This window comes from Microbacterium sp. B35-30, from assembly GCF_010634855.1.
Classification (GTDB): domain Bacteria; phylum Actinomycetota; class Actinomycetes; order Actinomycetales; family Microbacteriaceae; genus Microbacterium.
On sequence record NZ_MWLQ01000006.1, the window covers coordinates 1 to 14,992 of the forward strand.

General features: G+C 72.1%; 11 protein-coding genes. 9 read left to right on the top strand and 2 right to left on the bottom strand.

Translation table 11 applies throughout. The features are described from left to right. The 9 genes from B2K11_RS02525 to B2K11_RS02565 all read left to right on the top strand — a co-directional run. The coding region (locus tag B2K11_RS02525; RefSeq protein ID WP_163616533.1) for a fibronectin type III domain-containing protein at positions 1–1,580 on the top strand (1,580 nt) is incomplete at its 5' end. A 41-nt stretch (positions 1,581–1,621) separates the two neighbouring features. Then, on the top strand, positions 1,622–2,593 hold the full coding sequence (locus tag B2K11_RS02530; RefSeq protein ID WP_163616535.1) for a MoxR family ATPase: 972 nt from the start codon (positions 1,622–1,624) through the stop codon (positions 2,591–2,593). Then, the gene (locus B2K11_RS02535; protein WP_163616537.1) at positions 2,593–3,855 is read left to right on the top strand and encodes a DUF58 domain-containing protein; all 1,263 of its coding nucleotides are present in this window, start codon (positions 2,593–2,595) and stop codon (positions 3,853–3,855) included. The genes B2K11_RS02530 and B2K11_RS02535 overlap by 1 nt, the downstream gene beginning before the upstream one ends. Then, positions 3,852–6,368 carry a transglutaminase-like domain-containing protein gene (locus B2K11_RS02540; RefSeq protein WP_163616539.1) on the top strand — a complete coding sequence of 839 codons (2,517 nt, stop codon included), beginning with the start codon at positions 3,852–3,854 and terminating at the stop codon, positions 6,366–6,368. Before B2K11_RS02535 ends, B2K11_RS02540 begins: the two co-directional genes overlap by 4 nt. Further along, positions 6,365–7,717: an RDD family protein gene (locus B2K11_RS02545; protein WP_163616541.1), complete on the top strand. Its 1,353-nt coding sequence runs from the start codon at positions 6,365–6,367 to the stop codon at positions 7,715–7,717. Before B2K11_RS02540 ends, B2K11_RS02545 begins: the two co-directional genes overlap by 4 nt. Further along, positions 7,717–8,571, top strand: a complete 855-nt coding sequence (locus B2K11_RS02550; protein WP_163616543.1) for a protein phosphatase 2C domain-containing protein — start codon at positions 7,717–7,719, stop codon at positions 8,569–8,571. Before B2K11_RS02545 ends, B2K11_RS02550 begins: the two co-directional genes overlap by 1 nt. Further along, positions 8,571–9,968 carry an FHA domain-containing protein gene (locus B2K11_RS02555; protein WP_163616545.1) on the top strand — a complete coding sequence of 466 codons (1,398 nt, stop codon included), beginning with the start codon at positions 8,571–8,573 and terminating at the stop codon, positions 9,966–9,968. The genes B2K11_RS02550 and B2K11_RS02555 overlap by 1 nt, the downstream gene beginning before the upstream one ends. Then, positions 9,965–11,671 (top strand): serine/threonine-protein kinase, encoded by a 1,707-nt coding sequence (locus B2K11_RS02560; protein ID WP_163616547.1) that lies wholly within the window; start codon positions 9,965–9,967, stop codon positions 11,669–11,671. Before B2K11_RS02555 ends, B2K11_RS02560 begins: the two co-directional genes overlap by 4 nt. Next, positions 11,668–12,420, top strand: coding sequence for a hypothetical protein (locus B2K11_RS02565; protein ID WP_163616549.1), 753 nt, complete (start codon positions 11,668–11,670; stop codon positions 12,418–12,420). Before B2K11_RS02560 ends, B2K11_RS02565 begins: the two co-directional genes overlap by 4 nt. A gap of 45 nt (positions 12,421–12,465) precedes the next feature. Here B2K11_RS02565 and B2K11_RS02570 read toward each other — a convergent pair whose 3' ends face one another. Then, positions 12,466–12,957, bottom strand: coding sequence for a recombinase family protein (locus B2K11_RS02570; protein WP_239525628.1), 492 nt, complete (start codon positions 12,955–12,957; stop codon positions 12,466–12,468). Positions 12,958–13,067: 110 nt separating this feature from the next. After that, positions 13,068–14,915 carry a sodium:proton antiporter gene (locus B2K11_RS02575; protein WP_163616551.1) on the bottom strand — a complete coding sequence of 616 codons (1,848 nt, stop codon included), beginning with the start codon at positions 14,913–14,915 and terminating at the stop codon, positions 13,068–13,070. Positions 14,916–14,992 lie beyond the last annotated feature (77 nt).

Here is a 14,992-nt window from a genome sequence, read left to right on the forward strand (position 1 = left end):
TCGTCTCGTCGACCGCGGGAAACTACGAGAAGGAATGCCTTGCGACGACGTGCACGCTCGACGGTCTGACGAACAACGTCGAGTACAACTTCACGGTCGTGGCCGAGAACCGCGTCGGCCCGTCCGACCCGTCGGCGCCGTCCGAGACCGCGCGTCCTGACGCGCGTCCGGACACACCGGCCGCACCGTCGCTGGTCTTCGGCGACCGGAGCCTCTCCGTATCGTGGGTCACCCCGACGACGCCCGGCTCCCCGGTCGAGAAGTACAACCTCGAGATCTCGCCGGCGCCTCCGTCGGGCGTCAGCCAGAAGGCCGATGTCACGGGCAACTCGACGGTGTGGGACGGCCTGCAGAACGGCGTCGCGTACCAGGTGCGCGTGCAGGCCCTCAACCGCGCGCCCGAGCCGTCCAGCTGGAGCCCGTGGTCGGTCAGCGAGATCCCGGCCCGGGCGCCCGACGCGCCGGCCGCACCGAGGACCGCGCGCCTCCAGCCCGTGGGGTCGCAGGCGCAGATGCAGGTGACGTGGAACGCACCCGCCGACAACGGTGATGCCGTCTCGGGCTACCAGCTCGACGTCCTCCGCGGATCGTCGCTGGTCAACTCCATCCCCGTCGCGTCGGGGCAGACGAGCCAGGCCGTCGTCGTGGACACCTCGACCACCGACTACACGTTCCGGGTGCGCGCGCAGAACAAGGCCGGCTGGGGCCAGTTCAGTGCCACCTCGGCGCCGCAGCGCGCGTTCACGCCGCCCGGGGCTCCGACGAACGTGACCGCACGTGAGGGCGACAGTTCGCTCACCGTGGCCTTCCAGCCTGGAGCGTCCAACGGGGCGAACCCCGGAGAGCTGAGCTATCAGGCGTCCGTGAACAACGGCGGCTGGCAGGCTCTGGCCGGCAACGGCGTCATCGGTGGACTGGCGAACGGGACGAACTACTCGGTGCGGGTCCGGGCCGTCGCCACGGTGAACGGCGTCAGCGAACCGGGCGCCGAGTCCGCGCCCTCCAACACCGTGAAGCCCTACGGGCCGGTCCGCAACCCGAACGTGAGCGCGACCGCGAGCGGAACGAGCATCACCTTCCGCTGGAGCCCGCCCGCCGAGAACGGTCGCGCCATCACCGCGATGCAGATCCGCATCGACGGCGGCGCGTGGCAGGACGTGGCGCTGAACAATTCGCGCACCAACAACTACGGCTACAGCGAACGCCACACGATCGAGGCGCGGGCGCAGGATGCCGCCGGCCAGTGGAGCGGGATCGCCTCGGACGCCGCCACCACGGTGGACGCACCGAAGCCCAGGGTGTGGGTCACGAAGGGAAGCTCCGCACAGGGACAGGACAACTGCAGCACCTCGCAGTGCGCGTACTTCCTGGTGCATACCGAGAACTTCCCCGCGGGCGACTACTCCGTCACCTGCAACGCGACCGGTCCGTGGGGCGGTACGCCCTTCGCCGGCGGCGCGACGCGGCACCTGCCCGCGAACGGGACGGTGCAGCTGGGCTGCTACTTCGGTGACGACGGCGAGCAGGTCTGGGTCTCGATCGGCGGCTATGGCGACAGCGAGCGGCGAACCTGGCAGTAGCGAGAGCTGCGAAGACGACTCATGAAAAGGAACGAATCACGATGACGATGACCCCCGAACAGGCGGCCTGGTTCCAGGGCACCTTCGCACGACTGGTCGACAACGTCGACCAGGCCCTCATGGGCAAGCGCGAGGTCGTGGCGCTGGTGCTGTCGGCGATGCTCGCGGAAGGCCATGTGCTGCTGGAGGATGCTCCCGGCACGGGCAAGACGAGCCTCGCCAAGGCGCTCGCGGCGACGGTGCAGGGCACCAGCAGCCGCATCCAGTTCACGCCCGACCTGCTGCCGTCCGACGTGACCGGCGTGACGATCTACGACCAGGCTTCGCACCGGTTCGAGTTCCACCGCGGGCCCGTGTTCGCCTCGATCGTGCTCGCCGACGAGATCAACCGCGCCTCGCCGAAGACGCAGTCGGCGCTGCTGGAGGTCATGGAGGAGTCGCGGATCACGGTCGACGGCGTCACCCATGACGTCGGTCGCCCGTTCCTCGTGATCGCGACCCAGAACCCCATCGAGCAGGCGGGCACGTACAAGCTGCCCGAGGCCCAGCTCGACCGGTTCTTGATCAAGACCTCGATCGGCTACCCCGACCTCGCGGTGGCCGAGCGCATCCTCGCCGGAGCCGCCGACCGCAACCCGTCCGCGCACCTTCCCGCCATCATCACGACGGGCGCAGTCGCCGACATGGCCGACCTCGCCGGCACCGTGCACGTCGACCCCGCCGTCCTGCGCTACACGGCGCAGCTGGCCGAGGCGACCCGTGACGACCAGGCCACCCGCGTCGGCGTCTCGGTGCGCGGTTCGCTCGCGATGATCCGCATCGCCAAGGTGTACGCAGCCGCGCAGGGGCGCCACTTCGTGCTGCCCGACGACATCAAGGTGCTCGTCGCGCCGGTGTGGACCCACCGCCTCGTGCTCGACCCGGAGGCGGAGTTTGCGGGCACGTCGGCCGAGACCGTCGTCGCGCGCGTCCTCGAGTCGATCGCCGCCCCGCAGGCGAGGTCCGCGGCCTGATGACGACGGAGGCACTCGGGCAGGCGGCGGCTACGGAGGACCGTCGCGCCTGGTATGGGCAGCTGGCGCTGGACGCGCTGCGCCGCGCCGGCGTCGTGCTCGGACGCGTGTTCGCGGTCGTGCGCCCCGCCGCCTGGGTGCTTCTCGCGGGCTCGATCGTGCTGTGGATCGCCGGGCGGTCGCTCGGCTGGTGGGAGCTGACGGTCGCGGCCGTCTCGATCGCGGTCGTGCTGCTGCTGTGCCTGCTGTTCCTCATCGGACGCACGGCTTACGACGTCTCGCTCGACCTCAACCGCACGCGCGTCGTGGTGGGCGAGCGCGCCATCGGCGCGCTGACCCTCTCGAACACCGGATCGCGCGCCATCCTTCCGTCCCGCGTGCTGCTGCCGGTCGGCGCCGGTCGCGGCATCTTCGACGTGCAGCGGCTGGCGGCCGGCGAATCCGCGGAGGAGCTGTTCGCCATCCCCACGTCGCGCCGCGCGGTCGTCAAGGTCGGGCCGGTCAGCGTCGTGCGCGGCGATCCCCTCGGTCTGTTCGAGCGCGTGCACCGTCGTGACGAGCCGGTCGACCTGTTCGTCCACCCGCGCACCGTGCTGTTCGACGGCCAGTCGCTCGGGTTCCTGCGCGACCTCGAGGGCCTTCCCGCCACCGACCTCTCGCCCGACGACGTGTCGTTCCACGCCCTGCGCGAGTATCAGCCGGGCGACGACCTGCGCCACGTGCACTGGAAGTCGACCGCGCGCACCGGCCACATGATGGTGCGCCAGTACGAGGAGACGCGCCGCTCCCACTTCGTGATCGGCCTCTCGACGAGCCCCGCCGACTATCGCGACGACGCGGAGTTCGAGCTCGCGATCTCCGCCGCCGGCTCGCTCGGCCTGCGGGCACTCCGCGACTCGCACCGCGTCGAGGTGCGGGTGCAGGAGCGCGCCCTGCCCTCCGGCACGGGCAAGCAGTTCCTCGACTCCCTCTCGGCGCTCGGTCAGTCCAAGCCGCGCGCAGGTACCGTCGTCGACCTCGCCGGCGTGGTGGCCGCGACCCTTCCCCTCGCGAGCGTCGTGGTGCTCGTGTGCGGCAGCAGGGTCGACGCCAACGACCTGCGCAGCGCCTGCAGCCGCCTCCCGTTCGGCGCGCGTGTCCTCGCGGTGGTCGCTTCTCCCGGCGAGGCCGCCCCGTCGCTGCGCCGCATCGGTGAGGCGGACGTCGTGACGCTCGGCGCGCTCGAGCAGCTGCCCAACGCGCTGCGGAAGGTCCTCGCATGACCGCCCCCGTCACTCCGCTGTCGCGTGCGGGATCCGCCCCGACGACGCGTTCCGCCGCACCGCGCGTCCCCGCGCCGCGTGCTGCACGCGAATCTGTGCCGCTGCGCCGATGGATCCTCGATCTCGGCGCCGTGACGCTGCTGCTCCTCATCCCCATCGTGGGGTTCTGGCCGACCTTCGACGGCGCGCGCTATCTGGTCGCGGCCCTCGGCGGACTGGTGCTCGGCCTGGCGCTGGGCGTCCTCGGCACGCTGTTCCGATGGGGCATCCTCCTCCTGACGGGCGCCACCGTCATCGCCTACTTCCTGTTCGGCGGCGCTCTCGCGCTGCCGAACACCACGGTCGCCGGCGTCGTTCCGACGCTCGAGACGCTGCGCCTCCTCGCCCTCGGCACTTTCATGTCATGGAAGCAGCTGCTCACCACGATCGCGCCGGTCGCGACAGACGACGGCCACCTGATCGTGCCGTTCATCCTCACGCTGGTCGCGGCCGTGCTGACGACGTCCCTCGCGCTGCGGCTGCGCAACGCGGCATGGTCGCTGATCCCCGCGGCCGCGTTCCTCGCGATCGAGATCGCGCTGGGCACCTCCGAGCCGTTCGTGCCGGTCGTCCAGGGCGTCGTGTTCGGGCTCGTCGCCGTGGTCTGGCTGGCCCTGCGCCAGGCCTGGCAGCCGCAAGCGGCGGCGATCTCGGTCGGCGAAGGCTCCGCCAGCTCGGGCGCAGGCATCCGCAGAGTGCTGTCGGGTGCGGCGGTCATCGCCATCGCCGCGGTCATCGGCATCGCCACGAGCGGGTTCGCGGCACCGACATCTCCCCGCTACGTGCTGCGTGACGTCGTGATCCCGCCGTTCGACATCCGCGAGTTCGCGAGCCCGCTGCAGTCGTTCCGCGCCTATGTCCGCGATCACCCCGAGGACGCGCTCTTCACGGCCAGCGGCCTGCCCGAGGGTGCGCGTGTGCGCCTGGCCACCATGGACGCCTACAACGGCACCGTCTACAACGTCTCGGACGAGGGCAGCGGCTCCTCGAGCGCGTTCTCGCCTGCGCGTACCAACATGTCCGCCGATGCCGAGGGCACCGAAGCGCAGGTGCACGTCGAGATCGGCGCCCTGGAGAGCGTGTGGATGCCGGATGCCGGCGCCGCGCGCAGCGTCACGTTCGACGGTGACCGGGCGGACGACCTGCGACGCACCGCGCACTACAACGAGGCGACCGAGACAGGCGTGGTGACGGCCGGCCTCGAGAAGGGCGACGCCTACACGATCGACGCGGTGATCCCCGAGGTCCCGAGCGACGAGCAGCTCGCCGACCAGGCGTTCGCACCGCTGAAGATGCCGAAGCAGGAGGGCGTGCCGGAGAGCCTCGCCGAGATCGCGTCGAAGACCGTCGCCGAGGCGACGACTCCCGTCGAACAGGTGCGCGCCCTGGAGCTGATGCTCTCGGAAGGCGGCTACTTCAGCCACGGCCTCGCCGGTCAGCCGCTTTCGCGTGCCGGCCACGGCGCCGAGAGGATCGCGACGCTGCTCGGCTCGCAGCAGATGGTGGGCGACGACGAGCAGTACGCCACCGCCATGGCGCTCCTCGCCGCACAGGTGGGCATCCCCGCCCGCGTCGTCATGGGGTTCTACCCCGAAGAGGACGCCGCCGGCGAACCGGTCTTCACTGCGACGGGCGACAACCTGCACGCATGGGTCGAGGTCGCGTTCGACGACGCCGGCTGGGTGCCGTTCGACCCGACGCCCCCCGATGACCAGGTGCCGAGCGACCAGACGACGAAGCCGAAGGCCGATCCGAAGCCCCAGGTGCTGCAGCCGCCGCCGCCGCCGGCCGAGCCCGTCGACCTGCCGCCGACCGTCGCGGACGACCGCGGGTCGGAGGACGAGGACGGCCTCGACCTGGGCTTGCTGTGGACCATCGTGTCGATCGGCGTCGGCGTGCTGGGTCTCCTCGCGGTGCTGCTCGCGCCGTTCATCGTGATCGGGGCGCTCAAGGCCACCCGTCGGCGCCAGCGTCGCGACGCGGAGCGCGCGTCCGACCGCATCAGCGGCGGCTGGGACGAGCTCGTCGACCGCGCGACGGACTACGGCGCCCCGGTTCGTCCCGGCGCGACCCGTCAGGAGGAAGCGGGCGTGCTCACCGCGGCGCTCGCCGAGCCCCGCGTCGCGACGCTGGCGACCCGGGCGGATCTCGAGGTCTTCGGTCCGACCGAGCCGACGCCCGACGACATCGAGGCGTTCTGGACGCAGGTCGACGAGATCGTCGGTGGCATGGGCAAGGAGCGGTCGCTGTGGCAGCGGCTGCGCGCGCGGCTCAGCATCCGATCGTTGCTCGAGGGCACCCGCTTCGCTCTGCCGGCACGTCTCACGGCCCCGCCCCGGGCGGCGAAGCCTGCGGCGAAGGGCACGGCCACCGAGCCCGGGGCGCCCGACGACGCGCCGTCGAAGCGCGCGCTTCGCCGAACACGCAGGAGCCGCGCCGCAGAACCCACCCACCCCCCGCAGGAGACCGAATGACCACCAGCCCGCCCGTCGCCGCCCCCGCGGCGACCATCGGACGCCGTGTGGGGGCGTTCGCGATCGACCTCGGGGTCGCCTACGGCATGGCGGCGGTGCTGGTCGGGGTCGCGGTGCCCATCGTCTTCGGCGTCGGCGCGACGGGTGACTCGGCGAGCCTCGCGGTGGCCGTCGTCCTCGCCTCCCTCGTGGTCGGCGGTGCGCTGCTCGCCTGGTGGCTGGTGTACTCGGCGATGCAGGGCGGGCGCGGCTCGATCGGACAGCGGGCCCTCGGGCTCCAGCTGCAGGACGTCGACTCGCGCGGCCGGATCGGAATCTGGCGCGCGGTCTGGCGCAACATCGTCTTCGGGCTCGCGGGGTCGATCGTCATCGGCTACTTCTCGCCGCTGTTCGACTCCAGCGGTCGCCGCCAGGGGTGGCACGACATGGCATCGCGATCGATGGTCCTCGACATCCGGGCGGGCCACGCGACGTCTCACCTCGACGCCACCGCGCTCCTGGCCGAGAATCCCTATCTGGCGGCGGTGCGCCCGCCGCTTCCGCAGCCGCTTCACGCGGCGCCGATTCCCGACCTTCCGGTCGCGGCCGCGTCGGTGCCGGTAGACGCGCGCCCGGCGGCGGCGGGTCCTGCTCCGGCCACGCGCCCGATCACACCCATCCGCCCCGGGGTGATCGACGGCGTGCCGTGGGGGACCGGCTACGCGCCGGTCACGCGTGCCGCGCAGACCGATGACTTCCCGAGCATGACGATGCCGTTCCCGGCGGCGACGACCACGGAGCCTCTCGCCGCCCTGTTCGGAGCGGGCACACCCACGGCTCCCGCTCCGGCTCCGGCTCCGGTCGCGGCACCCGCGCGGCCGTTCGCGTCCGTCGCGTCGGTCGTTGCTCCTCCGGCGGCGCCTGCACGGCCACTCGCCTCCGTCGTGGCCCCGGCATCCGTGGCCTTCGCGTCGTCGACGGACGACCTGGACGAGACCCGCCTGGTGGTGCCGCCGCCCGCCCAGCGCGCCGCGCTGTACGACGAGGCCCCGGTGCTTGCCGTCCTCACCTGGGACGACGGCACGCGGATGGCCGTGTACGGGCGCACGCTCTACGGTCGCAACCCGGCGAACGAGCACGGCGCCGTCTCCATCCCCGTGCGCGATGAGACGCTGTCGCTCTCGAAGACGCATTTCGAGATCGGCGGCGACTCCACCGGCGCGTGGATCGTCGACCGCCACTCGACCAACGGCACCACGCTCGTGCGCGATGGCGCACGGATCCCGCTGATGCCCGGCGTGCGAACGAACGTGCGTGCCGGCGACAGCTTCGAGTTCGGCGACCGGCGCGTTGCCGTGAGCGCCGCGTGATGACCGATCCGACGGCGCCGATCGCGGTCGCGTGCGGAGCGGCGACCGATGCGGGACTGCGGCGCCGCATCAACGAGGACTCCTACATCGCCGCCTCGCCGCTGTTCCTCGTGGCCGACGGCATGGGTGGTCACAATGCGGGCGAGATCGCCAGTGCGGCGGTCATCGACGAATTCGCGGCGCTCGCCGGCCGCCAGAGCCTCACCATCGACGAGGTGCAGACGGCCGTGACCGCCTCACGGCGCCGAGTCGCGATGCTGCCGCCCGGCGCCGGCGCGGGAGCCGGCACCACCCTGGCCGGTGTCGTGATCGCCGATGTGGACGGCGAGGGATACTGGCTGGCCATCAACCTCGGCGACTCGCGCACCTACCGCCTCAGCGAGGGGCGGTTCGAGCAGGTGAGCGTCGACCACTCCGTGGTGCAGGAGCTCGTGGACAGCGGGGAACTCGCCGCCGATGCGGCCGAGCGGGACTCGCGACGCAATGTGATCACACGGGCCATCGGCGCGGGAAGCGACTCCGAACCGGACTACTGGCTGCTCCCGGCGGAGGAGGGCGACCGCATCCTCGTCTGCTCGGACGGCCTCTCCGGAGAGCTGGATCGCGACGCGCTCCACGCCGTCCTGCTCACCGAGACCGACCCGCAGGCCGCGGCGACGCGGCTCGTGCACGAGGCGATGGTGCGCGGCGGTCGCGACAACATCACCGCGCTGGTCGTCGACGCGCTTGCGGTGCGCACGCGTACGAACCGGACGTGGGAACGCGATACGGTGCCGGTGAGCGCCCCCGCGGATCCGGCCGCCGACATCGACGGCGACACGCTGCCGCGTGCGGTCGCTACAGGAGGAATCTGATGCCGACGCTGTACGCCCCGGGATCCACGCCGATCGCGGTCACGCCCCGCGGTTTCGCGGTGCTCGAACCGGGAACCTCGGCAGCGCTCCTCGGGCGCATCCGCACCCTCGTCGCCGACGGGCGCGGCCTGGGCGGCGTCATCGAGGCGCTCACGGGCGCCTACGGTGCGTCGCTGACGGCGATCCCGGCCTTCGCGGTGGCGCTCCCCGAGGCTGACGGCATCCGCATCGCCGTGCGCGGCGATTTCGCTTTCGAGGTCGACGCGGCGACGCCCGAGCGGGTCACGGGCACCGGCGTGACGACGTGGACCGAGCGGGTGATCCCCGCGGTCGTGCGCGTGGCGCTGACGACGTCCGAGCCTGACGCCTCGTCGCCCGCGGAGTGGGAGATCGCCGACGGCATCGTGCTGGCCGGCGGAATCGTATGGGATGCTGCGTCCCCACGCCCGTCGGCTGCACCGGCGCTGGCGAAGCGCCCCGAAGCCGTCGCGGTGCCGGCGGCCGCTTCGGCACCCGAGACTCCGGCTGCCGGCGAGGACGCCTCCGGGGCCACCCCTGCGACCCCCGATGCCGAGCCGACCTCCCCGGTTCCTGAGGCACCGCGTGTCGCTGCGTCCCCGGCGCCCGCGATCGCCGCGCCTCCCGGAGGGCTCATCGACTCCGTGCCGTCGCTCGCCGACGCGGAGACGCTCCTGCCGTCCGACTCGGCGCTCTCCCCGGACGCGGTCGCGCCGGCACGGACCGGGCTCGATGCCTGGTTGATGGACGACGACGAGGAAGAGGGAGACGCCGCGGGCGCCGCCGGCGCGGCCGGTTTCGACGAGCTCATCGGCGCCACCGTGATCCGCGCCGCCGACGACGCCGCTCAGCGGCAGGAGTCCCTGGCGCCGTCTCCAGCGCCGCCCGGCCCGCCCGTCGCGGGCGATCACGACGGCGCGACGATCTCGCTCGCCCAGGCGCGCGCGCTGCGTGCGGCGGCATCAGGCGTCGCGGATTCGAACCCGGCACCCTCCGTGGATGCTCCCCTCGACCCGCTCGCCCCACCGCGCCCGCCCGCGCCCGGGCGCGTGCGGATGTCGACCGGGCAGGTGATCCCGCTCGACCGCACCGTCGTGATCGGGCGCCGCCCGCGGTCCACGCGCGTGAGCGGCACCGACCTGCCGCACCTCGTTGCAGTCGACAGCCCGCAGCAGGACATCTCGCGCAGCCACGTCGAACTGCGGGCCGAAGGCGAGAGCATCGTCGCCACGGATCTGCGCACCACCAACGGCACCACGCTGCTGCGTCCGGGAACGGATCCCGTGCGGCTGCATCCCGGCGAGGGCACGGTGGTCGTCCCGGGAGACGTGCTGGATCTCGGCGACGGCATCACGGTCGCGATCGAAGGGATGTCGTGAGTCCCAAGCGCGCGCCGATGGCGCCGCCCGATCTTCCGGGCTTCACCTACGTCGACCTGCTCGGGTCCGGCGGCTTCGCCGACGTGTACCTGTACGAGCAGCAGCTTCCAAAGAGGCGCGTGGCCGTCAAGGTGCTGCTCACGGAGCGCATGTCGAGCGGCTCGGTCGAGGAGTTCACCGCCGAGGCCAACGTCATGGCCATGCTCTCGACGCACCCGGCGATCGTCACGATCTACCAGGCCGGCGTCGCGCAGGACGGGCGCCCCTACCTTGTGATGGAGTACTGCCCGCGCCCGAACCTGCAGGTGCGCTACCGGCGCGAGCCCTTCTCGATCGCCGAATCGCTGCGCGTCGGCGTGCAGGTCGCCGCCGCGGTCGAGACCGCCCACCGCGCCGGGGTGCTCCACCGCGACATCAAGCCCGCGAACATCCTGGTCACCGAGTACAACCGTCCGGCGCTCACCGACTTCGGCATCGCATCGACGACGAATGCAGCGGCCGAGTCGGCGGGCCTGTCGATTCCGTGGTCGCCGCCGGAGTCGTTCGCCGATGTGCCGCGCAGCGACCCCCGCTCCGACGTGTGGGCGCTCGGAGCGACCGTCTACACGCTCCTCGCCGGCCGGTCGCCGTTCGAGCTGCCGGGTCAGCGCAACTCGGCGGCCGAGCTCATCCACCGCATAGAGACGCTCGCGCTGCCGCCTCTCGGCCGCGCCGACGTGCCCGTGTCGCTGCAGCGGGCGCTCGACCGGGCGATGGCGAAGTCGCCCGCCGATCGCCACGACAGCGCGCTGGCGTTCGCGCGTGCGCTGCAGACCGTGCAGATCGAGCTGTCGCACTCCGTGACGCCGATCGACATCCTCGACGACCAGCTTCCGGACGACATCGAGGAGGACGAGGACGACGGGCTCACGCGCGTGCGTGGCGTCGTCAGCATCAACCCCGAGACGACTCCGGCGGCCGGCATGACGCGCCCGTCGGCGGTCACCGCCCCGGCGGCGTCGCGGTTCGAGCCGGCGCCCGTCGACGCCGAGACCGTCGCGCGATCGATGACCCCGCCGTCGGCGTACGACCAGACGCAGCTCCGAGGGCAGCCCGACCTGCCGGTGTCGTTCGACGAGACGGTGCTTCGTGCTCCCGCGACCACCGGATTCGCGACCACCGACGCCACGACCGTGGCTCGGGGCACGATCCACGAGCACGGAGCCGCGGCCACCGTGCCGGGGAGGTTCATCCCCGGCGCCGATGACGCCGCCGCATCTGACGCAGACCAGGTCGCGCCGCCCCGCCGGCGCACCGGACTGTGGATCGGGCTCGGCGCCGGTGCCCTGGTGATCGTCGCGGTGATCATCGGAGTGTCGCTTCCCGGTCTGCTGTCGGGCACGTCGCAGGATCCGCCGACGCCCTCTGCCTCGTCGAAGCCGCAGGATCCGCTCTCGATGGTCGTGCCGCCCGTGGAAGACGTGGCAGGTGCCGCCGTTGACGGCGGTGTGCGCTTCACCTGGACGAATCCCGACCCGCAGGACGGCGACAGCTACATCGTCGAACCGGTCTCGGCGAGCGACCCCACCACCGAGGCCCAGCCCGTGGACACTGCCGAGATCGTCGTTCCTGCCGTGACGTCGGGTCAGACCTGCATCGACGTCACTCTCGTGCGCGAGAACGGCCAGTACCAGCAGACGCCGAGCCGGGGGTGCGCGCCGTGACCGCTGCCGTTGCCGACACGCTGAGGGTCGAGTTCGCCGGAGAGGAGTTCTCCGTCCCGCCCGACGCGGTGTTCACGGTCGGACGTGAGGGCGACCTCGCCATCGATGACAACCTGTTCCTGCACCGCAACTTCCTCACGATCCAGAACGTCGAGGGACTCTGGCTGCTGTCCAACGTGGGCTCCCGCCTCTCGGCGACCGTCACGGACACCGGTGGGCGCGTGCAGGCGTGGCTCGCACCGGGCGCACGCCTGCCGCTGGTCTTCGCGGCGACATCCGTGATCTTCAGCGCGGGGCCGACGACATACGAGCTCACCATCCACGCCGCCGAGCCGACGTTCCGTGACACGCAGCCGCCGCCCGACGACGACGGGCTGAGCACGATCGGCGACGTGCCGCTCACCCAAAGCCAGCGCGTCATGATCCTCGCGCTCGCCGAGCCGGTGCTGCGGCGGGAGGGGACCGGCATGAGCGAGCTGCCGACGTCGGCGCAGGCCGCCGAGCGGCTGGGGTGGACACTCACCCGCTTCAACCGCAAGCTCGACAACGTGTGCGACAAGCTCGACCGCATCGGGGTTCCCGGCATGCGCGGCGGCGTCCGGTCGTACGCCACCAATCGCCGGGTGCGGCTCGTCGAGCACGCGCTTGCGGCGCGCCTGGTCACGCGCGACGATCTGCCGCTCCTCGACGAGGAGCGCGCGAACTCGCTCAGCGGCGAACGCGACGCCCGCCTCGACGAAGACGGCTGAGCGCCGGGTGAGCGCGCCAGCAGCGCCGACCGCCGTACGGCGAGGTCAGCGCCCGGCGTCGTAGAGGTGGCGTCCGCCGTGGCTGACGACCTTGACGACCACGCCCCGGCGGTGCAGCTCCGCGACCGTGCGGGTCTCCTCGTCGATGTCGCGCCCGAGCGCGTGCACGTTCGCGACGACCAGCACATCGCCGCGCCCCAGCGTTCCGAACAGGCGCACGAGACGTTCCTCCCACGACTCGAGCGTCTCGGGAGCGGGATGGCGGAAGCCCTCGATCGGCACGCCGAACCGCGTGAGGTCGTTGCGCTGCTCGACCACCGAGGGCATGTCGTCGCGAGAGATGACCAACCCGACCAGCCGTGACCCGGCGGGCTGGGCCTGCCACCAGTTGCGGTTCTGCTGCAGCTCGGTGAAGCACTTGGGGCACTCCGCGGCCGGGTGCGGCAGGTGCAGGGGCGCCGTGTCGGCGCCGATCGACCCCGGAGTCGCCACGGCGTGGGTGTGCCCGGCCGGCGGCGTCTTCGTCGTCTCGCTCATGTGAGGCCCCTTCGCTCACTCATCATTCTCTCATCCAGCCGGCGCGGTGCCGCCGGTGCGGTGGCTCGGATGGAGCCGGCCGCGTGGTCGGTCGTCGTCTCCGGTCGTCGTCAGTCCTCGTCGTCGAGGCGCAGCTCGACGCTGAGCTGGTCGGCGTCGAGCTCGGCGAGCGCGTGGCGCAGGGCCGGCGTGCTGTAGCCCCCACCCGACGACACCTCGTTCAGCCGTGCGCGCATCGCCTCGATCATCGCCACGCGCAGCTCGAGCAGGTCCCGCGTCGGCAGGTCGTCGCGGTCGTCGGGCGGGTCGACCATGCGGCTGCCGACGACGGCGACGAGCTCGTCGGGGAACGGGGTGCCGTCGCGGCGACGCAGCGCCGGATCCGACAGCGCAGTCGCGGCCGCGTCGCGCAGCTCGTCGTCGAGGGCGGACTGCTCGGCCTTGTCGAGGCTGTCGTCGCCGGGCCGGTCGAGCCGCAGCAGCCGGACGACCCACGGGAGGGTGAAGCCCTGCAGCATCAGGCTGCCGGCCGCGACGGCGAAGGCGATGAAGACGAGCAGCGCCCGGTCGCTGGTGCCGTCGCGGGGCAGCGTCTGCGCGGCGGCGAGCGTCACGACGCCGCGCATGCCGGCCCAGACGATGATCGCCCCGTGCTTCCAGCCGAGAGGCGACGCCTGGTAGTAGTCGAGGTCGTTCAGCGCGCGTGCGACCCGCGCGCGCATCGACGCGACACGCCGCTGCGCCCGTGGACTGTCGAAGCTCACTTCGTCGCGCCGGTTGCGACGGCGGCGACGGGATGCCGGTGGCCGGGCGCCGTCGCCGGAAGGGGGCGTGGCGACCGCCTGTCCCGTCGCCTGGGCGGCGGAGCCCGCAGGCAGGACGTCGCCCGACGCGATCTCATCGATGCGCGCCGACATCGCCTCGAGGCGGCTGCGCTGACGGCCGCGGGCGCGCCGGCTCTGCAGCCAGACGAGGAGCGACACGTAGGCCGCGCGCACCACGAGCAGGATCGCGAGCGCTGCGGCGGCGACGGCGAGCCCGGTGCCGAGTCCGTTGTGGTCCTCGATGTTCTGCGTCACGATGTCGTTCAGCTCGAGCCCCATGACCAGGAAGACCGCGCCCTCGAGTACGAGTTCGATCGTCCGCCAGTTGTGCTCGTCCGAGCGGCGCTGCTCGGGTGAGAACCATCGAGCCGCCCCCTGGCCGGTCACGATGCCGGCGACGACCGCGGCGACGAGTCCTGACCCGCCGAGCTCCTCGGTCGGGATGTACGCGATGAAGGGCACCACGAATCCCACCGCCGTATTCGCGGCCGAGTTCTTGATCAGTGCCCGCAGGCGCAGGTTGAGCAGCCCGACGATCGCACCCACCACGGCCGCGACGAGGACGCCCCAGGCGAAGGCGGGGATGAACCCCACGCCCACACCGGCGTCGCCGGCGACGGTGGTGGCCACGGCGACCGAGGCGATCATCGTGCGCAGCAGCACCAGCGCCGTCGCGTCGTTGAGCAGGCTCTCGCCCTCGAGCATCGTCACGACGCGCCGGGAGACACCCAGGCGCTTGACGATGGAGGTGGCGACGGCATCCGTCGGACTGAGTATCGCCCCGAGAGCGACGGCGATGGCGGGCTGGATGCCGGGGATCACGGCGATGAAGAAGAGCCCCAGCACGATCGAGCTGACGATGACGAGCAGGAACGACAGCCCCGCGATCGGCCCGAAGTCGCGGCGGAACTCGATCGCCGGCAGGGAGACCGCAGCCGAGTAGAGCAGCGGCGGAAGAACGCCCACCAGGATCCACTCGGGGTCGATCTCGGGGATCTCCACGAACGGCAGGATGCTCACCGCGGCCCCGACGAGCAGCAGGATCAGCGGCCCCGCGATCCCGAGCTTCGGCGCCACCGCCGTTGCGAGCGCGATGACGAGGATCGCGACGATGACGACGATCAGCACTTCCACGCCTCAGAGCCTATTGCGCGGCATCCCAGCGTCCGTGAGGGACCGGCGCTCGCCTCACGCGTCGCCTTCCGGGTCGT

Coding starts and splice junctions, on each gene's coding strand:
- B2K11_RS02550 (WP_163616543.1), top strand. CDS start 7,717: ATGACCGATCCGACGGCGCCGATCGCGGTCGCGTGCGGAGCGGCGACC.
- B2K11_RS02540 (WP_163616539.1), top strand. CDS start 3,852: ATGACCGCCCCCGTCACTCCGCTGTCGCGTGCGGGATCCGCCCCGACG.
- B2K11_RS02530 (WP_163616535.1), top strand. CDS start 1,622: ATGACGATGACCCCCGAACAGGCGGCCTGGTTCCAGGGCACCTTCGCA.
- B2K11_RS02545 (WP_163616541.1), top strand. CDS start 6,365: ATGACCACCAGCCCGCCCGTCGCCGCCCCCGCGGCGACCATCGGACGC.
- B2K11_RS02570 (WP_239525628.1), bottom strand. CDS start 12,957: ATGAGCGAGACGACGAAGACGCCGCCGGCCGGGCACACCCACGCCGTG.
- B2K11_RS02555 (WP_163616545.1), top strand. CDS start 8,571: ATGCCGACGCTGTACGCCCCGGGATCCACGCCGATCGCGGTCACGCCC.
- B2K11_RS02535 (WP_163616537.1), top strand. CDS start 2,593: ATGACGACGGAGGCACTCGGGCAGGCGGCGGCTACGGAGGACCGTCGC.